Origin of the sequence: Hymenobacter nivis, from assembly GCF_006439025.1 — a bacterium.
Classification (GTDB): Bacteria; Bacteroidota; Bacteroidia; order Cytophagales; family Hymenobacteraceae; genus Hymenobacter; species Hymenobacter nivis_A.
The window spans coordinates 371,696-398,106 of record NZ_RCYZ01000002.1 but is presented as its reverse complement, the minus strand read 5'-3'; the positions used below and the strand labels follow the sequence as shown (position 1 = coordinate 398,106).

Sequence of the window (26,411 nt, the reverse complement as noted above, 5' to 3'; positions counted from 1 at the left end):
CCACTTCTATGGCCGCTGGTGCCGTCTCGTCCGCCCCTTCTACCCACGCCAAGCCCCGCCTCTCGTTCTGGCAAATCTGGAACATGAGCTTCGGCTTCCTCGGCATCCAGTTCGGCTTTGCGCTGCAAAACGCCAACGTGAGCCGGATTTTCGAGACGATGGGCGCCAAGACCGATGAAATTGCCTTTCTGTGGCTGGCCGCGCCCGCCACGGGCCTCATCGTGCAGCCCATCATCGGCTACCTCTCCGACCGCACCTGGAGCCCGCGCTGGGGCCGGCGGCGGCCGTACTTCCTGGTGGGGGCCATTTTGGCGTCGATTTCGCTGCTCATCATGCCCAACGTAACGGCCCTGTGGATGGCGGCCGGCATGCTCTGGATCATGGATTCGAGCATCAACATCAGCATGGAGCCGTTTAGGGCCCTGGTGGGCGACTTGCTGCCCTCGGAGCAGCGCACCACGGGCTTCGGGGCCCAAACGTTTTTCATCGGCGCGGGGGCCGTGGTGGCCTCGTCGCTGCCCTGGGTGCTCACCAACTGGCTCCACGTGTCGAACGTGGCCGCGACGGGGCACATTCCGGCGTCGGTGCGCTACTCGTTCACGGTGGGCGGCGTGGTATTTCTCCTGGCCGTGCTCTGGACGGTGCTGCGCACCCGCGAGTACCCGCCGGCCGACCTGGCCGAGTTTGAGGCCGAAAAGGCCCGCACCGCCGGCTTTGCCCACGGCTTCCGCGAGTCGTTTGCCGGCATTTTCAAGATGCCCAAAACCATGCGCCAGCTGGCCGTGGTGCAGTTTTTTTCGTGGTTCGCGCTGTTCTCGATGTGGATTTACACCACGCAGGCCGTCACCAGCCACGTGTTCCACACCACCGACACCACCTCGGCACTCTACAACAAGGGCGGCGACTGGGTGGGCGTGTGCTTCTCGGTCTACAACGGCTTGTCGGCCGTGATGGCGCTGCTGCTGCCGCTGGTGGCGCGGCGCACCAGCCGGCGCTTCACCCACATGTTGGCCCTGGTACTGGGCGGGCTGGGGCTGATTTCGATCTACTTCATCCACGACTACCACTACATTTTGCTCTCGATGGTGGGCGTGGGCATTGCCTGGGCCAGCATCTTGAGCGTGCCCTACGCCATGCTGGCGGGGGCCTTGCCATCAAACAAAATGGGCTATTACATGGGCGTGTTCAACTTCTTTGTGGTGCTGCCGCAGGGCGCGGCCGGCCTCATCCTGGGGCCCCTCACCAAGCACGTGTTCCACGGTCAGTCCATTTACACGCTGATGGTGGGCGGCGCGGCCATGATCATCGCCGGCCTGCTCACCCTGACGGTGGACGACGTGGACGACGTGCCCCTGGCCACCACCGGCGAGCCGGCCGAAAACTTCGGCTACGGCACCCCCGCTACCCGGGCGTAACGAGTGGCGCGACACAATTTCTATTTCCTTATGTTACTCCATTTCGCTTTGCTGGGGGCCCTATTTGCCGCCACCTTATCACCCGCTGGGGCCCAAACCGCGCCAGCCGCGAAGGCCGCACCCGGCAACTTGGTGGCCAACTGGGGGCTGAATGACTTGGCCGCCGCCCAGGCGCAGGCCAAGGCCACCAATCGGCCCATCGTGGCCGTGTTTTCGGGCTCCGACTGGTGCGCGCCGTGCGTGAAGTACGAACGCGAGGTGTTCGCCCAGCCCGCCTTCGTGGCCTACGCCAAGGACCGGCTTGTGCTGGCCCACTTCGACTACCCGCAGAAGCCCCAGAACCAGCCCGCGCCCGACCAAATCAAGCGCAACGACGCGGCCAAGGCCCAGCTTAACCGCGAGGGCGAGTTTCCGTTGGCTGTAGTGGTGGCACCCGACGGCAAAATCCTGGGCAAGATTGGCTACGTCAGCGGGGGTCCCGCGGGCTTCGAGGCATACCTGAAAACGCTGCTGGGCAAGTAGGCTGCCCTCGTTTTGAACGCAAAAAGGCCCGCGCAAATGCGCGGGCCTTTTTGCGTTAGTAGCCAGTGGCTCTAGGCCTTGGCCACGGCCAGGGCTTCGCGCACCAGCGGGGCCACGCGGGTGCCGAGCAGCTCGATGCCGTGCAGCATTTTGGCGTGGGGCAGCAGCCGGTTGGTCATCTGGATGGAGATGCGCGCCAGGCCACCCAGCGACTCGCTGACGGCCAGCAGCTTGGCGGCCACCGTTTCGGGGTCGCCGATCATGAAGGCGCCGCGGGGGCCCCGGGTGGCGTCGTACTGCGCACGGGTGGGCGCCGGGAAGCCGCGCTCCTTGCTGATGGTGGCAAACATTTGGGCGTAGCCGGGGTAGAAATCGTCGGCCGCCTGCTGGGTGGTGTCGCCCACAAAGCCGAAGACGTGGACGCCCACCTTCAGTTGCTCGGCGGGGTGGCCGGCGCGGCGGCCGGCCTCGCGGTACAGGTCCACGAGCGGGCGGAAGCGGTGCGGCTCACCGCCGATGATGGCAATCATGAGCGGCAAGCCCAGCGTGCCGGCGCGCACAAACGACTCGGGCGTGCCGCCCACACCAAGCCAAATGGGCAGCTTTTCTTGCAGCGGGCGCGGGTAGATGCCCTGGTTTTTGAGCGGGGCCCGGTGCCGGCCCGACCACGTAACGGTGGCGTTGTCGCGGATTTTCAAGAGCAAGTCCAGCTTCTCGGTAAACAGCGAATCGTAGTCTTTCAGGTTGAGGCCGAAGAGCGGAAACGCTTCCGTGAACGAACCACGGCCCACGATGAGGGCGGCGCGGCCCTGCGAGAGCAGGTCGAGCGTGGCGAAGTTTTGGAACACGCGCACCGGGTCGTCGGCGCTGAGCACGGTCACGGCGCTGTTGAGGTGGATGCGCTTGGTGCGGGCCGCGGCGGCCGCCAGAATCATGGCCGGGGCCGCGTCGAGGAAGTCGCTCCGGTGGTGCTCGCCGATGCCGAAGGTGTCGAGGCCCACTTCGTCGGCCAGCGCAATTTCTTCCAGCAGCTGCTGCATCCGGTCGGCCGGGTTGATGGGTTGGCCCGTGGCCGGGTCGGTGCCCGCCGCCACGAAGCTGTCGATGCCGATTAACAATTGATTGCTCATGGGTTTATCTAATTAAAAGTCTGTTGTTTTAAGAAGCAAAAAGCTGCAAAAAAGCCGCCATGCAGCGCGCGGCGAAGCACCTTCCTTGCCCAACTAATTATGGATTAGTGGTTGATGGGGGCCTCAATGAGCAGGAACCGGGCGTCGGCGCTGGTTTCGAGGCGGATGGCGTCGGTGTCCCAAATACCCAGGCTGTCGCGCGTGCCCACTTCCTGGCCGGCCACGGTCACAGTGCCGCTGATGACGAACAGGAACACCATCTTGTTCAGCGGCTTGAAGGTGTAATCCACCGCGGTGGGCTGCTCGTAGTGGCCCAGTGAAAGCTTAGCGTTTTGGTTGATCCAGCAGTGGGCCTGGCCTTCCTCGTTGCTGACGATGGTGGTGAGCTGGTTGCGGCGCTTTTCCTCCGGGAACTGGCGGCGCTGGTAGCGGGGCGCCACGTTTTGCAGCTTGGGCTCGATCCAGATTTGCAGGAAGTTTACCTCGTCCTCGCCTACGTTGTACTCCTCGTGGCGCAGGCCCGAGCCGGCGCTCATGATTTGCACGCCGCCGGGCGTAATCACCTCCGAGTAGCCCAGCGAGTCCTTGTGGTTCATGGAACCGGCCAGCAGCACGGAAATAATTTCCATGTTGGCGTGCCCGTGGATGCCAAAGCCGCCGCCGGGCTGCACAAAGTCGTCGTTGAACACGCGCAGCAGCCCGAACCCGTTACGCAACGGGTTGGCGTAGGAGCTGAAGCTCAGCGTGAAATTGCTGCGCAGCCAGCCAATGTCTTTGAGGCCGCGGTCGGCGGCGCGGGTGAGGTGGGTTTGCATGGGAACGGCGGGGATAATTTTGGGGCGCGAACGGGCGCGGCGGCCAACGGGCGGTGCGCTTCGGTTCGCAAATGTATATACATTAAATGTATGTACATGGTTTCAATAGAAATTTATTTCCTTCCGCACTGCATGAATTACTGGCTTGTCAAATCCGAACCCGATAAATATTCCTGGAACACTTTTTTGCAAGAAGACGGCACGGCTTGGACCGGCGTGCGCAACTACCAAGCCCGCAACAACTTGAACTTAATGCAGCCCGGCGACCAGGTGCTTTTTTACCACAGCGTGAGCGAGAAGGCCGTGGTGGGCCTGGCCGAAGTGGCCGCCCCCGCCGCTCCCGACGCTACCGCCGAAGCCGGCTCACCTTGGGTGGCAGTAGCCCTGCGCCCGGTGGCAGCCCTGGCGCGGCCGGTGGCGCTGGCCGCCCTCAAGGCCGACGCGCGCCTGGCCGAGCTGGCCCTGCTGCGGCAGTCGCGCCTGTCGGTGCTGCCGGTGCGGCCCGACGAGTTCGACCTGATTCTGGCCTTGGGCGCGGCGTAGGCCAGGGGCCCCGGCCGAACGACTTGCCCCCGGACCGCGTTAGGCCGTAGGGCCCCGGCTTGCGTAGCAGCAGCGCGGGGCGTACCTTTCAAATACTGCCGTTGCCGGGGCCCCACCCCCGGGCGGCCTACTAGCGGAACGGGTATGAAAACACTGTATTACTTGCTGTTGGCAGCGTGCTTGCTGTTGGGCCCCGCCGGGGCCCTGCGCGCTCAAGACCGGGGCGGCGCGCCCCTGCCCCCGCCCCCCGGGGCCCCCACCCAGGCCGCCCGCATCGAGCTCGACCTGGACCCCAACACCAGCGAGGCCCACGTGCTGGCCCTGCCCGCCGATAGCTCGGTGGTGCTGCTGCTGGGCCGGCCCAACCGGCCGGGGGGCCGTGAAACGCTGTATGCGTTTCAGCAGTACGACCGCGACCTGCGCCTGCGCACCGAGCGGGCGGTGGAGGTGCCCGACGAGTTCACCTTCGTGCGCCTGTGCGCCGAGCCGCGCATTGTGTACGCGCTGTTTGGCTCGACGCGGGTGCCCGGGCGGTTTTTGGTGGCGGCCTACGACGCCCAGGGCGGCCAGGCCCTCACGCAGGTGTTCGAAACGAAAACGGCCCGCGAGGTGGTGGACCTCAAGGCGATGGACGGGCACCTGTTTGCCACCGTTACGCTCAGCGACGGCCAGCACCTCACGGCGCTGCTGCTGGACGTGGCCACCGGCCGGCTGCAATTCATCCCCTCGGTGTACGAGCAGCTGCCTACCCAGCTCAGCTTCGTGGCCGACGCCGCCACCGGCCGCGCCGAGTACGTGCTCACCCAAACCAACGGCCGCAAGAGCCGCCTGCAGCTCAAGCAGCTCACCGACCGCGGCCAGCTCGTCAGTTCCGAGTACGTGCAGGCCCAGAGCGACCGCAGCCTCATCACGGCCCAGCTCAGCCCACCCCAGGACACCAGCACGCGCCTGCTCACGGGCACCTACTCGCTGCGCGACCCCGGCTATGCCCAGGGCCTGTTTGCCACCGACCTGAGCGCGGCCGCCGTGGGGCAATCATCGCTGAAGTTCTACGATTTCCGGCGGCTGAAGCACTTTTTCGACTACCTCAACCCCGCCCACCTGGCCCGCCTGGAGCGCCGCAACGAGCGCATCGACGCCACCGCCGCGGAGCCCCAGCGCTGGCGCTACCGCCTGCTGCTGCACGAGTTGCTGCCCCAGGCCGACGGCGGCTACGTGCTGGTGGCCGAGGTGTACGCCCCCCACTACCGCAGCAGCGCCTACGCCGGCAACCGCTACTACGGCTCGGGCTTCGGCCGCGGCGGCCTGCCCGGCTACGCCGGCATGCCCTTCGACATGCCCGTGGGCATGAATAGCGCCTACGGCAACCCGCGCGACGCCGACGGCTACCAAACCAGCCACGTGGTGGTCTGCGGTTTCGACCGCGCCGGGGCCCTTCTCTGGGATAACACCTACGTGCTCAACGACGTGCACCGCCGCGCCCTGGAGGAAACCGTGCGCTTGCAATCGCTACCCGACGGCCGCCTGGCCCTGGCTTACCTGCGCGAAGACCAGCTGCACTACAAGCTGGTGGACCGCGACGCCGCCGGCCCCAACGACCTGGCCGTGCCCCTGTTCACGCCCCCCGCCGGCTCGCCCGATAAGGTGCTCGACTCGGAACCCGACGAGCTGCTGCCTTGGTTTGGCACCCGCTTCGTGGCCAGCGGCTACCAGCGCGTGCGCCGCCCCGGGGCCCCCGACCGCGACGTGTTTTTCCTGAACGCGGTGGCTTTTTAGGGCCCCGGGGCGCGGGTTGGCCCGGCGTTTGCGAGGCGGCGCGGGCGGCGGGTTGTCTGTTCCCTGCCGCCTTTTCGTCATGCTGAAGCGCTTTATTGCCCCGTTTTCCTCGTTTTTCCTGCTCGGTTTACTGTTGCTGGCGGGTTGCCGCGCCAGCGGGCCCGGCGGGGCCCCGGCCCGCACGGTGTCCGCTTTCTTCAATAAGTACGAAGGCCAGCCCGGCTTCCACACCACCGCGTGGTCGGCCGATTTGCTCCAGCGCCTGGCCCTGGTGAAGGCCGCCAAGCTGCTCGGCGGCTCCGAGCTGACGGACGGCATCACGGGCATCCGGTCGGCGCGGTTCATCAGCTTCTTGCCGGTGTCATCGTCGGCGCAGGCGCTGGCCCGCGAGGGCTTGCGCGCCGAGGCGGCCGGCGTGCTGCAAAGCGAAAACTACACCGCCCTGAGCGCGGGGGCCCCGGCGGCGAGCAGCTACCAAGTATCTACCCGCGGCAGCGGCGACAAGGTATCGGAGTTCGCCGCCGTGGGCCAGTTGCCCGACGAGGCCAATTCCTTCGTGCTGGTGTCGGTGCAGGGCAATTTCACCCAGGCCCAGGTGCAGGCGCTCAGCAAGTACCTGCCGGCGCTGGTGCAAGCCACAGGAAAATGAGTTAAAAGCTAAAAGTGAGGAGTTAAAAAAAGCCCGCCTAAATCACTAGGCGGGCTTTTTTTAACTCCTCACTTTTAACTCCTTTTACCGCTGCATCAGCCGTTCGATGTCGTCGGCTTCGAGCGGGATGTTGGCCATCAGGTTTTCGTTGCCGTCGGCGGTGAGCAGGTAGTCATTTTCGAGGCGGATGCCCAGGTTTTCGTCGGGAATGTAGATGCCCGGCTCGATGGTGTACACCATGCCCGGCTCGAAGGTGCGGTACTTGGCGCCCACGTCGTGCACGTCGAGGCCCAGGTAGTGGCTAGTGCCGTGCATGAAGTACTTTTTGTAGAGCGGCTGGTTGGGGTTTTGGGCGGCCACGTCCTCAGCTTTCAGCAGGCCGAGCTTGATGAGCTCCTGCTCCATTTTTTCGCCCACGCTCTTGTGGTAGGCTTCGATTTCGTTGCCGGGGCGCAGTTGGGTTTCGGCGTAGCGCATCACGGCCAGCACCGATTCGTACACTTCGCGCTGGCGGGGGCTGAACTTGCCGCTGACCGGGATGCTGCGGGTGAGGTCGGCGGCGTAATTGGCGTATTCGGCGCCGAAGTCCATCAGAATCACGTCGCCGGCCTGGCACTGCTCGTCGTTGGTGGTATAGTGCAGCACGGTGGCGTTTTTGCCGCTCCCGATGATGCTGCCGTAGGCGGGGCCCCGGCTGCGGTTGCGCAGGAACTCGTGCACGATTTCGGCCTCAATCTCGAATTCCCACACGCCCGGCTGCACGAAGCCCAGCACCCGGCGCAGCGCCTTTTCGGTGATGTTGCAGGCCGTGCGCATGGCCTCAATTTCCTGGGGCCCCTTGATGGCGCGCAGCCCGTGCAGCAGCGGCGCGGCCCGGCGGTAGGTGTGCAGCGGGTACTGCGCCTGGATGGCCTTGATGAAGCGGGCGTCGCGGGTTTCCACCTCCACCACGGCCCGGATGTGGTCGTTGGCGTTCAGGTACACCTGCTCGGCCTCGTTCATCAGCGCGGGCAGCACGGTTTTGAAGCTCTCCAGCCACATAATAGTGGGAATGCCCGAGTTTTGGCGGGCCTGCTCCTTGGTCAGCTTATGGCCTTCCCACACCAAAATCAGGTCAGATGTTTCCTTCAAAAACAAGATTTCGCGGTGGCTTTCGAGCCGCGCGTTGGGCGCAATCACGAGGATGCTTTCCTCCTGGTCAACGCCCGCCAGGTAGTACAAGTCGCTGCTCTGCCGGAAGCCCATTGAGCCGTCGGCGTTGGTGGGCATGATGTCGTTGGACTGGAAAATGGCCAACGAATTGGCCGGCAGCAGCTCGCGGAAGCGGCGGCGGTTCTCAACAAAAAGCTCGGGGGCCAGGGGGGCGTAGCGCATAGCGGGAGTGAGGTGGGTTAGGGGCCGCAAGTTAGCGGCGCGGCGGGTGCTGGGGCCCCAGCGGGCGGCTTAGGGCCCCCGGGCGTTTGCCAAACCAGTAGTAAGTTGCTAGTGCAAACGGCTCTTGCTTTCCCCCGCCGCCGTGCGCCGCCTCCCATGAAAAAATTTGCTTTGCCGCTGGTCCTGAACTCGTTGTTTGTGTTGTTCGGGCTGCGCGGTTTTCTGCACGCCCTGGCCATGCACCAACCGTGGCGCATTGCCGCGGCCACGGCGGGCCTCATTATTGCGCTGGGGCTGCTGGTGGCGCTGGGGCTGGCCATGCAAAAGCAAGCAGCGGCCGGCAAAGCGGTTTGAATATGGGAAGTCCGCAAAGCTGCCGTTTTTTAGCCCCAGCGGGATTGCCCGTCGGTGGTACCGGCTTGATTTAGAAAGACAAAGTCCCGTAGGGGCGACCCAACCAATTACAATGACGTTGGGTCGCCCCTACGGGGCTTTATTACTTACCCTCCCTAGATTTCTACCGCCGGGCCGCCCCGCTGGGGCTAAAAAACGGTCTTTTTTGCAAGCCTCAATCCTATCTGAGCAGGTTTCTTGAAGTTAGCAGGCAACAAAACAGGGCGCCTCCCCGGCCGGGGAGGCGCCCTGTTTTGCTTTAAAGCGGCAGTGGCTTACGCCTCCTGCTCTTGCAAGGCGGGCCAGTCGATGGGCACTTGGGCAATGTGCTGCACGTAGTTGTTGAACGTGTTGAGGGCCACGAAGCCGATGAGCTCTACCAAGGCGGCCTTGCTGTAGCCGGCGGCGAAGAAGCGCTCGAGGCTCTCGGCGGCGGGGCGGCCGTTGCTGGCCACCACGTCGAGGGTGAGGGCAGCCACGGCGTCGAGCTTGGCATCGCCGGTGCTGGCGGTGCGCGCGCCGCGGGTTTCGGCTTCGCTCAGGCCCTGGAGCTGGCCCACTTTGGTGTGGGCGGCCACGCAGTAGTCGCAGGCGTTGGCTTCGGAAGCGGCGAGGTAGATGGTTTCAATTTCGCGGCCGTCCAGCTCGCCCTTGGCCAGGGCCGCGCCGAAGCCGATGGAGCCGTTGAGGGCCGCCGGCGAGTGGGCGAAGGTGGCGTAGAGGTTGGGCACGAAGCCCAGTTTGCCGTGCAGGCCGTCGTAGGTGGGCTGGGCGGCGGCAGGGGCCTGGGCGCGGGGCAATACTTCGAGGTGGGGCATGAGAAAAATGTGCTGATGTGAGAAGTTGGAGATGTGCGAATGGTTGGATTTACCGTGTATTTCGTTCGCCTTTTTCTTCACTCACAAGCAGTTGCCCCGGTACTGGCCGCCGGCTGGCCCGGCGCGACGACGCGCACCGGCCAGCCTGGCGAGCCGGACGCATCAACTACCCACAAGTAAGAAAAAAGGGCCGCTAGACGGGTGAGCCGCTAGCCGCGGCGGCACTGGGGGCGCGGCCCACGGGCCCGCGCCAGAAGCCGGGGAAAGTTGAGCGGCCTCAACAACCCCGGCCGGGCATCATCGCGCCGCAACACCGCCGGGCCGAAGCCAAGGGAGCGCGCAGAAGGGTACCGGATGGGGGAAAGAGGGGGCGCATGGCAATTCGTTTTTATATGATCAGGAATTGGCACCGTGCCAGCGGGTAGCTGGGGGTTGCCGGCGGTTCGTCGAGCCTGTCTCTCCGCGCCTCTTTATAAAAACAATCCTTTCAGAAAGAACTGCTGTGCCAAATGTAAGGCCCTGGTTTTGACTTTTCCAAACCAAGGATTGGGCAAAGGGCGGCGGGGCCCGTAGTTTTGGGGCCCCTGCCCGCCCGCCATGCCCCAGCCCCCCGCGCCCATCCTCCTCATCCAAACGGCGTTTATCGGCGACGTGATCCTGGCCACTTCCCTGGTGGAGTACCTGGCCCAGCACGAGCCCGCCACGCCCGTGGATGTGCTGGTGCGGCGCGGCAACGAGGCCCTGCTGACGGGCCACCCCCACATCCGGCGGGTGCTTGTCTGGGACAAAAAACACAATAAGTACGCTAGCCTCTGGCAGTTGGCCCAGCAAGTGCGGGCCGGCGGCTACGGGCGCGTCGTCACGCTGCAGCGCTTCGCCAGCACGGGGTTCCTCACGGCGTTTTCGGGGGCCCCCGAGCGGGTGGGCTTTGCCGAGAATCCGTTCAGCCGATGGTTCACGCGGCGCGTTCCCCACGTCATCGGCAACGGCACCCACGAGGTGCAGCGCAACCTGGCCCTGGTGGCCCCCTCGCGCAGCACCAACCCGCGGCACCAGCGCCGGGGCCCCCGCCCGGCCAGCCTGCCGCGCCTGCCCCCGCGCCTCTACCCCACCCCGGCCGACGAGGCCGCCGCCGCGCCCTATGCCGCCCGGGGGCCCTACATCTGCCTGGCGCCCACATCGGTGTGGTTCACCAAGCAGTACCCCGAAAGCAAGTGGCTGGAGCTGCTGGCCGCCCTGCCGCCCGGCCTGCCGGTGTACTTGCTGGGGGGCCCGCCCGACGTGCCCGCCTGCGACCGCCTGGCCGTGAACAGCGGCCGCACCAACGTCGTCAGCCTGGCCGGGCAGCTGGGTTTGCTGGCCTCGGCCGCCCTCATGCGCGGGGCCCAGCTAAACTACGTGAACGACTCAGCCCCGCTGCACCTGTGCTCGGCGGTGGGGGCCCCGGTAGTGGCGGTGTTTTGCAGCACCGTGCCCGACTTCGGGTTTGGGCCCCTGGGGCCGGCCGCCGCGGTGGTCGAAACCGAGGAGCGGCTCGACTGCCGGCCCTGCGGCCTGCACGGGCACGGGGCCTGCCCGCTGGGGCATTTCCGCTGCGCCCACACCATCAAGGTAGAGCAGCTGCTGGCCCCGCTGGAGGTGCGTCCCGATTGATTGGCAGTTAGTTGGCCGGTGTGTTAATCGCGCAACTCTAAACGGCCCATTGCTTGCACGCTGTTGCCCGGGGCCCTAATTTTTGGCGGCAGCGGGCAATAGCACCGGCATGGCGAAGGACACGGCCACGGCTTGGCCGTTTTGCATGCCCGGCACAAAGCGCGGCAATTGCCGCACGGCGGCCAGCACGGCGGCGTCGCAGGCGGCATCCAGGCCGTTGGTAATTTTGGCGTCGGTCACCCGGCCATCGGCCCGCACTACAAAGCTGACGGACACCCGGCCCTGGCACTTTTCGCCGGCGCCCGGCGGCAGCACGGTGCGCGCTCGGATGGCCTCGTAAATGGCTAGGTTGCCGCCGCCACCGGGCAGCTGGGGCATTTGCTCCACGTAGATGTACACCTTGTTGGGGTCGGAGGGGGCCGGCCCGGGCGCGGGGGCCCCAGCGGCGGCCGGAACCGAGCGCGCGGCAGTGGGCAGCAGCGGCGCCGGCGGGATGGCCGGTGCCCCGGGGGGCGGAAACGAAACGCCCGCTTCGATACGCACCGCCACGGGCTGGCCGTCGCCGTTGCGGCCCGGCTCGTAGCGCGGCAGGCGCGCCAGGGCCCCCAGCATGGCGCGGTCGTGGGCGAGGTCGCAGGTGCCCACCGAGAGCACGTCGGTGATGCGGCCGGTTTTGTCAACGGTAAAGGCCAGCCGAGGCCCGATGCCTTCTTCCGGGGGCACGGCGGCGCCCGGGGGCAGCAGCGGGTGCCGGGTCAGGTCGGCGTACATGGCGGTGTGGAAGGGCTCGCCGGTGGGCAGGCGGGGCGGCACGGGCACCCACTTTTCCACGTCGGGCCAGTCGGGCGGCATCCGGTAGCCGCCGGTGTCCGGGTGGGATTCGCGCGGCTCGGTCAGGCCCACCGTCAGCGTGTAGCGCACCGGCACGGGCTGGCCCTCCTTGCGGCCGGGCGCGAAGCGCGGCAGCCCGCTGGCGGCCGCCACCACGGCCTTGCCAAAGGCCTCTTCCTGCTCGGTGAACGCGCGAGCGTCGCGCACCCGGCCGTCGGGGCCAATGGTGAAGGTTACTTCCGCCTTGTAAAACTTCAGCGGCACCACCGGCACCGCGGGCCGGTACGTGAGCTTGGCCCGAATGGCGGCCTCAACGGCCTGGGCCGAGCTGGCCCCGCCCGGCAGCTGGGGCATGGGGTTGGTGACGGGGTAAAGCAGCTCCAGCGGCGGGGCGGCGGGGCGTTTTTGGGCCGTGGCCGCCGCGGGGGCCAGCAAGGCCACCGCCACCGCAAGCCGGGGGCCCCAAGCAAGTTGTGTAATCATGCGCCAAAACTAAACCCGCCGGAAACCTCCGGCCGGCGGCGGTAGTTTTGTGGTCCTTATGATTGATTACGATATCCACGAGTACCCCAACGGCATCCGGCTGCTGCACAAGCAGGTGCTGCACACCAAAATTGCGCACTGCGGCTTTATGCTCGACGTGGGCTCGCGCGACGAGGGCCCCCACCAGCAGGGGCTGGCCCACTTCTGGGAGCACATGGCCTTCAAGGGCACCCACAAGCGCAAGTCGTTCCACATCCTCAACCGCCTCGAAACCGTGGGCGGCGAGCTGAACGCCTACACTACCAAGGAGAAAATCTGCTTCTACGCCACGCTGCTCAGCACGCACTTCGAGCGCGCCTTCGAGCTGCTCACGGACCTCACCTTCAACTCCACCTTCCCCGGCCGCGAGCTGGAGAAGGAGCGCGGCGTGATTCTGGAGGAGATGAGCATGTACCAGGACGCGCCGGAGGACGCCATCATCGACGACTTCGACACGGTGGTATTTGGCGAGCACCCGCTGGGCGTCAACATCTTGGGCACGCGCGAGAGCGTGAGCGGCTTCTCGTCCGACGATTTCCACGCCTTTTACAACGAGAACGTGCGCACCGACCGGCTGGTGTTCAGCTCGGTCAGCAACCTGTCGTTTAAGGACGTGAAGCGGCTGGCCGACAAGTTTCTGGCGCCGCTGCCGGCGCGGCTGGGGCCCCGGGCCCGCCGCGGCGTGGGGCCCTACGCCCGCAAAACGCAGCTCGAAAGCCGGCCCATTACGCAGGCTCACTGCCTGGTGGGGGGCACCGCCTACCCGCTGGCCGACGCCCGCCGCATCCCGTTTTTCATGCTCAACAACATCCTCGGGGGCCCCGGCATGAACTCGCGCCTCAACCTGGCCGTGCGCGAGAAGTACGGCTTGGTGTACACCATCGACAGCACTTACTCGCCCTATACCGATACGGGCATGTTCGGCATTTACTTCGGCACCGAGGGCCGGCAGGTGAAGCGCACCCTGGGCCTGGTGCAGAAGGAGTTGAAGCTGCTGCGCGACAAAACCCTGACCACCACGCAGCTGCACGTGGCCAAAAACCAGCTCATGGGCCAACTCGCCATGAGCGAGGAAAGCAACTCGGGCCTGATGCAGCTGCTCGGCAAGAGCACCCTCGACCTGGGCCGCGTGGAGCCGCTGAGCGAAATCTTCGGCCAGATCGAGCACGTGACGGCCGCCCAACTGCGCGACATGGCCAACGAGCTGCTCACCGAGGAGCACCTGAGCGTGCTGCAATACCTGCCGGAGGAGAAGTAGCGCGGCGCGATGGCAAAGCTCCCGTTCGTGTTTGGGCCCCTGGCCGGCGTGGCGCCCGGCCACGAGTTCCGCAACCGCTTGGAGCTATACGGCGCGGGCGTGCACACCCAAACGCAGGCTGGCATCAGCGCCCGGCAGGGCGAGGGCGCGGCCTCCATCGTGCTGTCGGGCGGCTACGAGGACGACGAGGATTTTGGCGACGTCATCATCTACACCGGCCGCGGGGGCCGCAGCGCCGAGAGCCGCCAGCAGGTGGCCGACCAAACCCTGACGGGCTCCAACCTGGAGCTGGCGCGCAACTATACCACCGGCCTGCCGCTGCGCGTGACGCGCAAAGTGGAAGCCCGCAACGGCAGCTTCTACCGCTACGACGGCCTCTACCGCGTGGCGGGGTATTGGGCAGAGCCGGGCAAATCGGGCCTCCGCGTGTGGCGCTTCCGGCTGGAACTGCTCCCCAACGATGGGGCCCCTAGCCCTGATGCAGCAGCGGCGGTTTCTGCCGTGGCCGAAGAAATGGCGGCCTACGGGTCCGCGCCGCGCCGGGCCAGCACGGTGCTGCGCATCGTGCGCGACACGGCCATCAGCCGCGCGGTAAAGGCACTGCACGACTACCACTGCCAAGTATGCGGGGTGCAGCTGCGGGGGGGCCTGCCATACGCCGAGGCCGCCCACATCCGGCCGCTGGGGGCCCCGCACCACGGCCCCGATGCGTTGGCCAACGTGTTGTGCTTGTGCGCCAACCACCACGTTTTATTTGATCTAGGTGCCTTTGGCATTGCTCCCGATTTTCAGCTACTGGGATTGCCCGGGCAGCTCATTATCAAAAAAAAGCATCTCATCGGTGCTGAATTTCTGGCTTACCACCGGGCCCATTTCTACGAACCGCAAGCCAACGCTGGGCAAAAATAAGACCAGGCAAACATGGCATTATCCACCTTCGGCCACGTGGGCACGGCGCGGGCCGGTGACCTATTTGCCTCGCGCCACGAACTGGCCGAACGGGGCCAGCACCGGCCGCTACGGGCGGGCGTGTGCGCCACGGCCCAGCACGGGGCCGAAAGCATCATCCTGGCCGACCAGTACGAGGACGACGAGATTCACGACGACTACTTCTGGTACGCCGGGCACGGCGGGCGCGACCCTAAAACCGGCCGCCAGGCCACCGACCAAATCCTCACGCACCGCAACCAAGGCCTGGTGCGCAGCCAGGAAACGGGCCGGCCGGTGCGCGTGTTCCGGCGCATTGCGGGGGCCCCGGCGGCCCAGCAGTTTCGCTACGAAGGGCTGTTTGGAGTGGTGGCGCACACGTACGTAGTGGGCAAATCAGGATATAAGGTGTGGCGGTTTCGGCTGGAGCCTTGGCGGGCGTAGCACGACCTTTGCGGCGGGCGCCCTCGCCCCACCGTTTCCCACGCCCGTGCAATCCGAAGAGTCCACCGAGCGGTACGCCGCCGCCCACACGGCCCCCGAGCCGCCGCTGCTGGCCCAGCTCACCCGCGAAACCCACTTGCAAATGCTGCTGCCGCGCATGAGCAGCGGCCACGTGCAAGGGCGCTTTCTGAGCCTGCTGAGCCAGCTGATGGGGCCCCGGCGGGTGCTCGAAATCGGCACCTTTTGCGGGTACGCCACGCTGTGCCTGGCCGAGGGGCTGGCCCCGGCCGGGCACTTGCACACCATCGAAATCAACCCCGAGCGGGAGGCACGCATCCGGCGCTACGTGGCGGCGGCGGGCCTCACCGAGCGCGTGACGCTGCACATCGGCGACGCGCACGACGTTTTGCCCGAGTTGGCCGACGAAGTGTGGGACTTGGTCTTTATTGACGCCGACAAGCGCGCCAACGCCGCTTACTTTGAGGCCGTTATCGGCCAGGTGCGGCCGGGTGGATTGCTGATCGTCGACAATGTGCTGTGGAGCGGCAAAGTGCTGCCGGGCCACGCCCTGAAGCCCGGCGACAAGGATACGCCCGCCGTGCAAGCCTTCAACGACCAAGTGGCCCGCGACCCGCGCGTGGAGCCCGTGTTCTTGCCCCTGCGCGACGGCTTGCTGCTGCTGCGCCGGAAGTAGGGCCCCGCGGCGTCCGGGGCCCTATCTTGCCTTTCTTCCCTTTCGCCGCCCGTTCCTACCGCTTGATGAAACGCTACTTACTGCCGCTGTGCCTGGGCTCTGCCTTCGCCGCACACGCCCAAACCACCGCCGTGCCTGTGAGCGGGCGCGTGGCCGACGGCAAGGACCAAAGCCCGCTCATCGGGGCCAACGTGCTGCTGATTCACCTGCCCGACTCGGCGCGCAGCGGCGTGGCGGCCGACGCCCAGGGCGGGTTTCAGTTCGACAACGTGGCCCCCGGGCGCTACCTGCTCGACGCCTCTTTTGTGGGCTACCAGCGCCTGCGCCAAGCAGTTACCGTAGGGGCCGAGCCCGTGCGCCTGGGCACGCTGGCCCTGGCCGTGGGCGGCGTGCAACTGAAGGGCGTGGTGGTGACGGCCGCCGCCCAGCTGGCTTCGCAGAAGGGCGACACAACGCAGTTTAACGCCCGGGCCTTCAAAACCAACCCCGACGCCACGGCCGGCGACCTGCTCCAGAAGATGCCCGGCGTGACGGTGGGCACCGACGGCAAGGTGCAGGCCCAGGGCGAAACCGTGCAGCAGGTGCTGGTGGACGGCAAGCCGTTTTTCGGCACCGACCCCGACGCGGTGCTCAAGAACCTGCCCGCCGACGCCATCGACAAGATTGAGGTGTTTGACCAGCGCAGCGAGCAAAGCCGGTTTTCGGGCTTCGACGACGGCAACACCACCAAAACCATCAACGTCATCACCAAGGCCGAGTACCGCAACGGCAGCTTCGGGCGCGTGGTGGGCGGCGTGGGGCCCGCCGGCCAGCGCGACGCGGCCAGCAACGACGCGGCCCGCTACCGCCTCAGCGGCAACCTCAACAACTTCCACGGCGAGCGGCGCATTTCGGTGCTGGCGCAGAGCAACAACGTGAACGAGCAGAACTTCGGCACCGACGACCTGCTGGGCGTGGCGGGCGGCGGGGGCCAGGGCGGGCGCGGCGGCGGGGGCGGCGGCTCAGCCGGCAACTTCCTGGTGAACCAGAGCGGCGGCATCACCAAAACCAACGCACTGGGCCTGAACTACTCCAACAGCTGGAACAAGAAAACCCAGCTCACGGGCAGCTACTTCTACAACCGGGCCGACAACCGGGTGCTGAGCAACACGCAGCGCTTCTACGTGACGGCGGCGGGCAGCACCTACAACCAGGACGCCAACTCGGGCAGCCTCAACACCAACCACCGCTTCAACCTGCGCCTAGAGCACCAGATTGACTCGACCAACTCGCTGCTGTTCACCCCGCGCCTCAGCTTCCAGCGCAACAACGGCACCAGCAGCTTGCAGGGCCTCACGGCCCGCAACGGCGTGGTGCAGAGCCAGATCAACTCCGACTACGCCGCCCTCTACAATGGTGTGAACACCGGCGGCAACCTGCTGCTGCGCCACCGCTACCGCCGCGTGGGCCGCACCGTTTCGCTGAACCTGAACGGCGGCTACAACAACAAGGACGGCAACTCGGACCTGCTCACCACCAACACCGGCTCGCCCGCCGCCAACCTCAATCAGCACAGCGACCTGGCCCAGCACGGCGGCAACGTAGGCGCCAACCTGGCATACACCGAGCCGCTGAGCAAAACCGACCAGCTCCAGGCGAACTACAACATCAACTACGCGCCCAACAACTCCGATAAGCGCACGCTGGACTACGCCGACGCCGGCCGCCAAAACCCGCGCCTCGACACGGCCCTGAGCAACGTATTCCAGAACTACTACCTCACCCAGGCCGGGGGCCTCAGCTACCGGCACGTCACGCCCAAGTACCAGGCCAGCCTGGGCGTGGCCGGGCAGTACTCCGAGTTGATGAGCACCTCGCAGTTTCCGCGCGAGGGCACGGGGCGCTACACCTTCGTGAACCTGCTGCCCCAGGCCATGCTGAACTACCGGTTTTCGCGCCAGAAAAACTTGCGCATCTTCTACCGCACCAATACCAACCCGCCCAGCATCAGCCAGCTGCAGGCCGTGGTAAACAACTCCAACCCGCTCCAGCTCACCATCGGCAACCCCAACCTGCGGCAGGAGTACGGGCACTCGGCGGTGCTGCGCTACTCGGCTTCTAACCTGAAGGCGTCGAGCAACTTCTTCGCTTTGCTCTCGGGCTCGTTCACCCAAAACCCGATTGCCAACCGCAGCATCGTGGCCATCCGCGACACGGCCGTGGCCCCCGAGGGCGCGGGCCTCGTGAACTTGCCCGCCGGGGCCCAGCTCACGCAGCCCACCAACCTGAGCCAGCAGTACAACCTGCGCACCCAGGCCAGCTACGGCCGCCCCCTCAAGGCCATTAAAACCAACCTGAACGTAAACCTGAGCGCCAGCTACGCGCAGAACCCCGGCATCGTGAACGGGGGCCTCAACTACGCCCGCACGCCGGCCCTGGGCGCGGGCCTCGTGCTCAGCTCCAACATCAGCCCGCAGCTCGACTTTACGCTCTCGACCAACGCCACCCAGAGCTACGTGCGCAACACGCTGCAAACCCGCCTCAACACCAACTACTATTCGCAGGTGACGCGCCTGCGCCTGGGCTGGATTGTGGGCCCCGGCATCAACATCCAAACCGACGTGGCCCACCAGGCATACGCCGGCCTCTCGGCGGGCTACAACCAGCAGTACATCCTCTGGAACGCCAGCGTGGGCAAGAAGGTATTCCCGGGCCAGCGGGGCGAAATTAAAATCTACGCCTTCGACCTCTTGGGCCAGAACCGCAGCATCCAGCGCAACGTGACGGAGGCGTACTACGAGGACGTGCGCACCACCATTTTGCAGCGCTACTTCATGCTCATGTTCACCTACAACATCCGCAGCGGCAACGTGCAAACGCCCCAGGGCCCCGGCGAGGACCGCCCCGGGCGCGGCGAGGGCGGCGGCCGGGGCGAGGGCGGCGGGCGGCGCGGCGGCTTCGGCCCGCCCCCCGGCGGTGGGGGCCCGCCCCCCGGCGGGGCGTAGCCACCGCATTAGTAGCACAAAGGCCGTTCTTTGTACTTTGCTAGCCTGCTACTTCCCTTGCGTTTTCCCTTGAATACCCGCTTTTTGTTGTTGGCGCTGCTGGCACTGGCCGGGGCCCCGGCGGCGGCCCAGCGCCCGGCCGCCGGGGCCCACCCCAGCGTGCCGGCCGAGCTGGATGCCCTGGGCCTGCACCTGGTGCTCACGGAGGAGGCCCGGCGCCTGGTACAGGCCCGGGCCGATGCGCTGGTCCGGCACCAGCCTTCGTTTCAGGCCCGGGTGGACTTGGCCGATGCGGCCTTTCCACTCATCGACCAAACCTTGCAGCAGGCGGGCGTGCCGCGCGATTTCCGGTACCTGGCCTTGCAGGAAAGCGCCCTGCTGCCCGACGCCGAGAGCGCGCACGGCGCGGTGGGCTACTGGCAGTTCAAGCGCGAAACCGCCACCGGCCTGGGCCTGCGCGTGGACGGGGCCGTGGATGAGCGCAAGCACCTGGCCGCCAGCACCCGCGGGGCCGCCCGCTACCTGCTGCAGAGCAACGCCGCGCTCCGCAACTGGCTCGATGCGCTGCTGAGCTACTACACCGGCCTGGGCGGCGTGCGGCCCTACACCCTGCCCACCGACGCCGGGGCCACCGAAATGGCCATCACCGCCGATACGTCGCCCTACGTGCTCATGTTCTTGGCCCAGAAGCTGGCCTACGAGCCTGCCTGCGGCCTGAACCCAAACCCGGCGCGACTGCGCGAGTTGCCGGCCGTGCCGGGCCAGGGCCTGGCCCAACAGGCGCAGGCCCTGGGCGTACCGCCCGAGGCTTTGGCCACCCAAAACCGCTGGCTACTAGCAGCTACCGTGCCCACCGACGGCCGCGCCTACACCCTGGTGGTGCCCGTGGCCACCGCGGCCCAGGCCGCCGCCGTGCTGGCCCGCCAGGGCCAGGGCGCCAGCCCCGACCTGCCCGCCCGCCCCGTGGCCGACGCCCGCCACCCCGCCGAGGTGCGCGTGAACGACCTGCGCGCCCTCATCGCCCTGCCCGGCGAAACCACCGCCGACCTGGCCCGGCGCGGCGGCCAGCACCTGCCCCGTTTCTTGCGCGACAACGACTTGCGCCCGTTTGACGCCGCCGTGCCCGGCCGCCCCTACTACCTCGAAGGCAAGCGCGACGACGCGGAGGTGGAGTATTACGTGGTGCAGCCCAACGAAACGGTGGCCGACGTGGCCCAGAAATTCGGGGTGCGCCGGCACGCGCTGCTCAACAAAAACCGCCTAGCCCCCTCGGAGGCGTTGCGCCCCGGACGGGTGCTGTGGCTCCAGCACACGCGCCCCCGCCACGTGGCCATCGAGTACCGCACCCCGCCCGAAACCAGGGCCCCCGGCCCCGTGCTGGTAGCCGCCGCCCCGCGCCCGGCCGCGCCCGCCGCCACCCCGCCCAGCGACGGCACCGATGCCACCGCCGACGACGCAGACGATGCGCGGGCGGGCTGGCCGGTGCCGCTGCCCACGCGCCCGCGGCGGTCGGGGCCCCTGCCCACGGCCGCCCCCGCCCCGGTGCCGGCCGTGGTACCAGCCGTGGTGCCGACCGTAGTGTACCGGCCCGCCCCAGCAAAACCCACCCCCGTGCCAGAAGTGGTAGAGGAGGAGGAACCCGCCCCGCCGCCCGCCCCGCCCGTGCCCGTGCGCCGGCCCACGCCATCCGCAGCCGAGGCCGCCCCGGTGGCGCGCCCCACGCGGCCCGCGCCTGCCCCCGCCCCTGCTCCGGCGCGCCCGGTGGCGGCGAAGCCCGTGGCCGCGCCTCCAGTAGCTACGGCCCCTGCGGCTACGGCTGCGCCCGCCGTGCCCAGCCGCTACCAAGTGCAGCCCCACGAGGGCGTGTACGCCATTGCCCGCCGCTACAACCTGCGCCCCGCCGACCTGCTGGCCTGGAACCAGCTGCCACCCAACGCCGGCCTCACCGTGGGCCAGGTGCTGCGCCTGACGCCGCCGCCCGCCGCCGGGGCCCCCAGCACCACGGGCATCATTTACCAGCCGCGGGCCACGGCCGCGCCGGCCGCGGCGCCAGCAGCGGGGGCCCCAGCGCCACCCGCCGCCACGGCCGCGCCCGCAGTGTGGCACGCGGTGCTGGCCGGCGAAACCCTCTACAGCTTATCGAAGCGCTACGCGGTGAGCGTGAGCGATTTGCAGGCCTGGAACCACAAGCCCGACCCCAGCGTGCGCCTGGGCGAAGTGCTGCGCATGAACGCTCCGCCGGCCCGCTAATCATTTCGCTTTCCTGGCCCGGCGGCCGTACGCACATTTTCCCAATTGTTGGGTTTGGCGGTGCCAGTGGGGCACACGTTGCGCGTGCCTTGGCGGCAGCCTAACTACCACAAGAGCCGCTTGGCCGCACAGTGTTGGCAGCGGGCGCCTTTTACCGGCAGCGTGGCCGGCACTAACGAGCGCATCCGCGTGGCTGGCTACGCGCGGGCAACCCGGTTTTACGCGGCGCTGAATAAAACCTACTGCCCCGGTAACGCAGTGGGGCCCCCACCGCGCAGCGCGGTGGGGGCCCCACACAAAGCTTATTTACTGCCGCCTTACGCTGCCACCAGCACCGGCCGGGCAATGCGCCGGGTGCGGCTGCGCAGCAGGGCCACCACGTCGGCGTCGGAGCCGTAGCGGCCGCCCAGGTTCACGAAGTTCTTGGCCAGCAAGTCGTAGCGCTTCAGCATGAGGAAGGCGAAGATGTGCAGGTAATGGATGCCGTCGAACACCACGGCGTCGTTGGCGGCGTACTCGCCCACGTGCTGGCGGAAGTTGGCGGGATGCTCGGTCCAGTGCAGGGCCGGGCGCAGGTGGTGGCTGATGTGGTAGCCGTCGTTCCAGCACTTGTGGTTGTAGGCCGTGTTGATGCAGGTGGCGCTGTTGGTGTAGCAATTTTCGGGCGCGTTGCCGTCGATGAAGGCGTGCTGGCTCCAGTTGCCCAGCATCATCACGATGCGCGTGACCAGCAGGGGCCCCAGGAACACCACCAGCGTGGCCGGCAGGTTGACGAACGCCAGGCCCACCACCACGGCCGCATAGGCCAGCTCGCCGCGCACGGCCCGGAAGCGGAGCGTGAACTTGCGGGTGCGGCCCAGGTAGCCCAGCAGGCGCACTACGCCCAGCACCAGGAAATCGCCCAAATAGTGCAAAAAGCCCCAAGCCGAGTCGCGCTGGTAAAACATGGTCGAGCTTTCGTCGTCGGGCAGGTTGTTCTCCGGGTGGTGCATGCCCATGTGGTGGGTAAAGTACGTTTCCGGGGTTTGGCCAAACAGGGGCCCCACCACCCAGGGCGTAAACTTATTGAGCCACTTGTGCGCCTTTTTGAACAGGGGCCGGTGCGTGGTGCAGTGCATCATCAGCCCCAGGGGCCCCTTGAAATAGAACGTGCCCAGGAAAAAATATAGCCCGGCCGCCGCCCACCACGCCGCGCCCGTGAGGGCGGGCACGAACAGCAGCGCCGCCAGCGGCAACATGGTGAGCGAAATTTGCAGCAGCAGGTACACAAACGGCAGGTCGCGCTCGTCCTGCACGTAGCGCGCGGCAAATTGGTGGAACCACGACGGGGCCGCAACGGGGGAATAGCCCGGGTCGGTAGAGGCAGCGAGGTCTTTCATGAGGATGAAATGAGCCGTTTTTCGCTGCCCGGCGCGCCAATACGGCTTGTGGGTAGGAACCCACAGGCGGTTAGACCCAAAGGAGGCAATGAGGGAAGGAGCGCCGAACCACTAGTGAACAGCGGCGCCGTGTAATTATTAGCTTACGCAATTGCCTTAAACTCGGCCGTGTAAAACTAGTGCAAACGGCGGGCCCGGGCGGGGCCCCGCAACTTTCAAAGAATCAATCGGCTGGCAAACGCGCCCGCCGCGGGGGGCCCGGGCCGGCGCCGGGCCGGCGAACTAACCCCGGGGCCCCGGCCTTATCTTTACTATAGTACCCTTTTGCCCCGCCCGCCGCCATGCCCGTTTTCTCGCACCTCCACAGCCACACCCAATACTCGCTGCTCGACGGCCAAGCCAGCATTGGGGCCCTCATGAAAAAGGCCCAGGCCGACGGCATGCCCGCCGTGGCCCTCACCGACCACGGCAACATGTTCGGGGCCTTCAACTTCGTGGCCGAGGCCAACAAATACAACGTGAAGCCCATCGTGGGCTGCGAATTTTACTTGGTGGAGGACCGCCACAAAAAAGCCTTCAGCCGCGAGAAAGGCGAGCGCGACGTGCGCCACCACCAGCTGCTGCTGGCCAAGGACCAGGCCGGCTACCACAACCTGAGCAAGCTCTGCTCCCTGAGCTTCATCGAGGGCTCGTACTCGAAGTTCCCGCGCATCGACAAGGAGCTGCTCGAGCAGTACCACGAGGGGCTGATTGCCACCAGCTGCTGCATCGGGGCCGAGATTCCGCAAACTATCCTGTTCCGCTCCGAAACCGAGGCCGAAGAAAAGCTGAAGTGGTGGCTGAACCTGTTCGGCGACGACTACTACATCGAAATCCAGCGGCACGGGCTGATGAACTTCGACGGCACCGGCAAAAGCCAGGAAGACGTGAACCAAGTGCTGCTGCGCCTGGCCCACAAGCACGGCGTCAAGGTCATCTGCACCAACGACTCGCACTACGTGGACCAAACCGACTTCGCGGCCCACGACCTGCTGCTGTGCGTGAACACCGGCGAGGAACACAGCATCCCGGTCGGCGACATCCGCACCAACTACTACACCCTGCTCACCACCGACGGCACGGTGCGCTACGACCTGCTCGACAACCTGCGCCAAAACCACGGCCGCGACGAGCGGGCCCAGAAGCAGCTGCGCCGCATCGACGAAGAACTGCAGAAGCCCAAGCCGCACACCCGCTTCGGCTTCGCCAACGACCAGTTCTACTTCAAGAAGCAGGCGGAAATGAACGAGCTCTTCGAGGACGTGCCGGAGAGCGTGGACAACACGAACGAGATTGTGGACAAAATCACGCCGCCCAAGCTAGCGCGCGACATCTTGCTCCCCAACTTCCCCCTGCCCGCCCAGTTCGCCAACGCCGACGAGTTCCTGCGCGACCTCACCTTCAAAGGCGCTTTCGAGGGCCCCAAGCCGCGCTACTCCGAGCGCACGCCCGAAATCGAGGAGCGCCTGAACTACGAGCTGCGCATCATCCAGACGATGGGCTTTGCGGGCTACTTCCTTATCACCCAAGACTTTATCAACCACGGCCGCTCGGTGGGCGTGGCGGTGGGCCCCGGGCGGGGCTCGGCGGCGGGCTCGGCGGTGGCCTACTGCGTGGGCATCACCAACATCGACCCGATTAAATACTCGCTGCTGTTCGAGCGCTTCCTGAACCCGGAGCGCGTGTCGATGCCCGACATCGACATCGACTTTGACGACGTGAACCGCCAGAAAGTCATCGACTACGTGGTGGGCAAATATGGCAAAACCCAGGTAGCCCAAATCATCACCTTTGGCACGATGGCGGCCAAAAGCTCCATCAAAGACGTGGCCCGGGCCATGGAGCTGCCCCTGCCCCAGACCAACGACCTCACCAAAATGGTGCCCGAGCAGGTGGGCACTACCCTGGCCAAGGCCTTCGCCGAAAACCAGGAGCTGGACATGCTGCGGCGCGACGAGCACCCCGACAACTTAAAGGGCCAGATCCTGCGCTTGGCCGTGCAGCTCGAGGGCTCGGTGCGCAACACGGGCATCCACGCGGCGGGCGTCATCATTGCCCCCGACGACATCACGAAGTACATCCCGGTCTCCACCTCGAAGGATTCGGATCTGCTCGTGACGCAGTTCGACGGCAAGGTGATTGAGAGCGCCGGCATGCTGAAGATGGACTTTCTGGGCCTCAAAACCCTGACCATCATTGTGGACGCCATGCGCCTGATCGAGCGCAACCACGGCGTGAAAATTGACATTGACGACATTCCGCTCGACGACCCCAAAACCTACGCCCTGTACCAGCGCGGCGACACGATTGGCACGTTCCAGTTCGAGTCCGAGGGCATGCGCCAGTACCTCAAGGACCTGAAGCCCACCAACATCGAGGACCTGATTGCCATGAACGCCCTGTACCGCCCGGGCCCCATGCAGTTCATCCCGAACTTCATCAACCGCAAGCACGGCCGCGAGGAAGTGGTGTACCCGCACGAGCTGCTCAAGCCCATCCTCGAGTACAGCCAGGGCATCATGGTGTACCAGGAGCAGATCATGCAAACGGCGCAGATTCTGGCCGGCTACTCGCTGGGCGGGGCCGACTTGCTGCGCCGCGCCATGGGCAAAAAGGACATGAAAAAGATGGCCCTGGAGCGCGAGAAGTTCACCAAGGGGGCCCTGGAGCTGCACAGCATTCCGGCGAAGAAGGCCAACGAGGTGTTCGACGTGATGGAGAAGTTTGCCGAGTACGGCTTCAACCGCTCGCACTCGGCCGCCTACTCGGTGGTGGCTTACCAGACGGGCTACCTGAAGGCCAACTACCCCGCTGAGTACATGGCCGCCGTGCTCACCAACAACATGGGCGACATCAAGAAGGTGACCTTCTTCATCGAGGAAGCCCGCAAGCAGGGCGTAGACGTGCTGGGCCCCGACGTGAACGAAAGCCTGCTGAAGTTCAACGTGAACCAGGAGGGCAAAATCCGCTTCGGCATGGCCGCCGTGAAGGGCGCCGGCGAGCTAGCCGTGGAGTGCATGGTGGAGGAACGCGAAAAGACGGGGCCCTACTCCGACATTTTCGACTTTGCCAAGCGCGTGAACCTGCGCACCGTGAACAAGAAAACCTTCGAGAGCCTGGCCCAGGCCGGCGCCTTCGACGACTTTGGCAAGCACCGCCGCCTGTACCTGGAGGCCCCCGCCGGCGACCAGCCCCTCATCGAGAAGGCCATGAAGCTGGGCCAGCAGCACGCCGCCGCCAAGGAGAGCAGCCAGCACAGCCTATTCGGGGCCTCGGCCTTCGGGGCGGTGGCCGCGCCGCTGCCCAAGATGCACGAGATGGAGCCCTGGACCAAAACCGAGCAGCTCCGCCGCGAGAAAGACGTGGTGGGCTTCTACCTCTCGGGCCACCCTCTGGACAGCTACAAGCTGGAGCTGGACGCCTATTGCACCTGCGGCCTGGAAAAGGTGGAGGGCCACAAGAACAAGGAAATTAACGTGGCTGGCCTCATCACCAACGTGGCCTTCAAGACCACTAAAATGGGCCAGTCGTTCGCCACCTTCACCCTGGAGGACTACGAGACGAGCATCAGCCCGGCCCTGTTCCGCGACGACTACACGCGCTTCGCTCCGCTCATCAACCCGCGCAACTACGCCAACGAGCAGGTGCCGCCCATGTTCGTGCGCCTCAAGCAGGAGCTGCGCCGCGGCACCCAGGACCAGTGGGACTTGCGCATTCTCAACATGCAGCCGCTGAGCGAGGTGGCCGATAAGCTGAGCAAGGGCGTGCGCGTGCGCCTCGATTTGCGCACCGTGACGGGCCCCATGCTCGACCGGCTGGAGGAGGCCATCCAGGCCGCGCCGGGCCGCAAGCGCCTCGAAATCCAGTTTGCCGAGCCCCACGAGCACTTGGCGGTGGACATGTTCTCGCGCAAGTTTCAGATTGAGCCTAAGGCCTTTATTGAAAAAATGCAGGAGATGGAGATGGACGCCTGCCAGCTCATTTGAGGGCCCCGA

At 66.3% G+C, this 26,411-nt stretch carries 20 protein-coding genes and 1 riboswitch; of the genes, 14 read left to right on the top strand and 6 right to left on the bottom strand.

All coding sequences use genetic code 11. The features are described from left to right. Positions 1–8: 8 nt before the first annotated feature. Positions 9–1,415 (top strand): MFS transporter, encoded by a 1,407-nt coding sequence (locus EAH73_RS06180; protein ID WP_170214071.1) that lies wholly within the window; start codon positions 9–11, stop codon positions 1,413–1,415. Between the two features lie 30 nt (positions 1,416–1,445). Then, the gene (locus EAH73_RS06175) at positions 1,446–1,937 is read left to right on the top strand and encodes a thioredoxin family protein (protein WP_140465610.1); all 492 of its coding nucleotides are present in this window, start codon (positions 1,446–1,448) and stop codon (positions 1,935–1,937) included. 71 nt (positions 1,938–2,008) lie between these two features. Here the strand turns inward: EAH73_RS06175 and EAH73_RS06170 are convergent, their stop codons facing one another. Beyond that, positions 2,009–3,067 carry an LLM class flavin-dependent oxidoreductase gene (locus EAH73_RS06170; RefSeq protein WP_205012965.1) on the bottom strand — a complete coding sequence of 353 codons (1,059 nt, stop codon included), beginning with the start codon at positions 3,065–3,067 and terminating at the stop codon, positions 2,009–2,011. A gap of 104 nt (positions 3,068–3,171) precedes the next feature. Next, positions 3,172–3,882: a pirin family protein gene (locus EAH73_RS06165; RefSeq protein ID WP_140465609.1), complete on the bottom strand. Its 711-nt coding sequence runs from the start codon at positions 3,880–3,882 to the stop codon at positions 3,172–3,174. Between the two features lie 132 nt (positions 3,883–4,014). Here EAH73_RS06165 and EAH73_RS06160 point away from each other — a divergent pair, with 132 nt between their 5' ends. The 3 genes from EAH73_RS06160 to EAH73_RS06150 all read left to right on the top strand — a co-directional run bounded on the left by EAH73_RS06160 (position 4,015) and on the right by EAH73_RS06150 (position 6,850). Beyond that, positions 4,015–4,425, top strand: coding sequence for an EVE domain-containing protein (locus tag EAH73_RS06160; protein ID WP_140465608.1), 411 nt, complete (start codon positions 4,015–4,017; stop codon positions 4,423–4,425). A 144-nt stretch (positions 4,426–4,569) separates the two neighbouring features. Further along, a complete protein-coding gene (locus tag EAH73_RS06155; protein WP_140465607.1) occupies positions 4,570–6,201 on the top strand; it encodes a hypothetical protein in 1,632 nt (543 codons plus the stop codon). A 79-nt stretch (positions 6,202–6,280) separates the two neighbouring features. Continuing rightward, positions 6,281–6,850: a DUF4252 domain-containing protein gene (locus EAH73_RS06150; RefSeq protein WP_140465606.1), complete on the top strand. Its 570-nt coding sequence runs from the start codon at positions 6,281–6,283 to the stop codon at positions 6,848–6,850. 84 nt (positions 6,851–6,934) lie between these two features. Here the strand turns inward: EAH73_RS06150 and EAH73_RS06145 are convergent, their stop codons facing one another. Further along, positions 6,935–8,224, bottom strand: a complete 1,290-nt coding sequence (locus tag EAH73_RS06145; protein WP_140465605.1) for an aminopeptidase P N-terminal domain-containing protein — start codon at positions 8,222–8,224, stop codon at positions 6,935–6,937. Between the two features lie 156 nt (positions 8,225–8,380). Here EAH73_RS06145 and EAH73_RS06140 point away from each other — a divergent pair, with 156 nt between their 5' ends. After that, positions 8,381–8,578: a hypothetical protein gene (locus EAH73_RS06140; RefSeq protein ID WP_140465604.1), complete on the top strand. Its 198-nt coding sequence runs from the start codon at positions 8,381–8,383 to the stop codon at positions 8,576–8,578. A gap of 314 nt (positions 8,579–8,892) precedes the next feature. Here EAH73_RS06140 and EAH73_RS06135 read toward each other — a convergent pair whose 3' ends face one another. After that, positions 8,893–9,435 (bottom strand): carboxymuconolactone decarboxylase family protein, encoded by a 543-nt coding sequence (locus EAH73_RS06135; RefSeq protein ID WP_140465603.1) that lies wholly within the window; start codon positions 9,433–9,435, stop codon positions 8,893–8,895. A gap of 385 nt (positions 9,436–9,820) precedes the next feature. Next, positions 9,821–9,914: riboswitch (SAM riboswitch) on the bottom strand. A 118-nt stretch (positions 9,915–10,032) separates the two neighbouring features. Between EAH73_RS06135 and EAH73_RS06130 the strand changes: the two genes are divergently transcribed. Then, complete coding sequence (locus EAH73_RS06130) at positions 10,033–11,088, top strand: glycosyltransferase family 9 protein (RefSeq protein WP_140465602.1); 1,056 nt, start codon at positions 10,033–10,035, stop codon at positions 11,086–11,088. A gap of 75 nt (positions 11,089–11,163) precedes the next feature. Here EAH73_RS06130 and EAH73_RS06125 read toward each other — a convergent pair whose 3' ends face one another. Beyond that, positions 11,164–12,402 carry a TonB family protein gene (locus EAH73_RS06125; RefSeq protein WP_140465601.1) on the bottom strand — a complete coding sequence of 413 codons (1,239 nt, stop codon included), beginning with the start codon at positions 12,400–12,402 and terminating at the stop codon, positions 11,164–11,166. 58 nt (positions 12,403–12,460) lie between these two features. On the opposite strand from EAH73_RS06125, the gene EAH73_RS06120 reads away from it, so the two are divergent. From EAH73_RS06120 to EAH73_RS06095, 6 genes are all read left to right on the top strand, one after another. Beyond that, positions 12,461–13,699, top strand: a complete 1,239-nt coding sequence (locus tag EAH73_RS06120) for a M16 family metallopeptidase (RefSeq protein ID WP_140465600.1) — start codon at positions 12,461–12,463, stop codon at positions 13,697–13,699. Between the two features lie 9 nt (positions 13,700–13,708). Beyond that, the gene (locus tag EAH73_RS06115; protein WP_140465599.1) at positions 13,709–14,608 is read left to right on the top strand and encodes a YDG/SRA domain-containing protein; all 900 of its coding nucleotides are present in this window, start codon (positions 13,709–13,711) and stop codon (positions 14,606–14,608) included. A gap of 12 nt (positions 14,609–14,620) precedes the next feature. Further along, a complete protein-coding gene (locus EAH73_RS06110; RefSeq protein WP_140465598.1) occupies positions 14,621–15,070 on the top strand; it encodes a YDG/SRA domain-containing protein in 450 nt (149 codons plus the stop codon). Positions 15,071–15,116: 46 nt separating this feature from the next. After that, positions 15,117–15,764, top strand: a complete 648-nt coding sequence (locus tag EAH73_RS06105) for an O-methyltransferase (protein WP_240047160.1) — start codon at positions 15,117–15,119, stop codon at positions 15,762–15,764. Positions 15,765–15,829: 65 nt separating this feature from the next. Further along, on the top strand, positions 15,830–18,748 hold the full coding sequence (locus EAH73_RS06100) for an outer membrane beta-barrel protein (protein ID WP_140465597.1): 2,919 nt from the start codon (positions 15,830–15,832) through the stop codon (positions 18,746–18,748). Between the two features lie 69 nt (positions 18,749–18,817). Continuing rightward, on the top strand, positions 18,818–20,998 hold the full coding sequence (locus EAH73_RS06095) for a LysM peptidoglycan-binding domain-containing protein (RefSeq protein WP_140465596.1): 2,181 nt from the start codon (positions 18,818–18,820) through the stop codon (positions 20,996–20,998). A gap of 317 nt (positions 20,999–21,315) precedes the next feature. On the opposite strand, the gene EAH73_RS06090 is transcribed toward EAH73_RS06095, so the two are convergent. After that, positions 21,316–22,377, bottom strand: coding sequence for a fatty acid desaturase family protein (locus tag EAH73_RS06090; RefSeq protein ID WP_140465595.1), 1,062 nt, complete (start codon positions 22,375–22,377; stop codon positions 21,316–21,318). A gap of 341 nt (positions 22,378–22,718) precedes the next feature. Here EAH73_RS06090 and dnaE point away from each other — a divergent pair, with 341 nt between their 5' ends. Beyond that, entirely contained in the window at positions 22,719–26,402 is a 3,684-nt protein-coding gene (gene dnaE / locus EAH73_RS06085) for a DNA polymerase III subunit alpha (protein ID WP_140465594.1), read from the top strand. Positions 26,403–26,411: the final 9 nt, after the last annotated feature.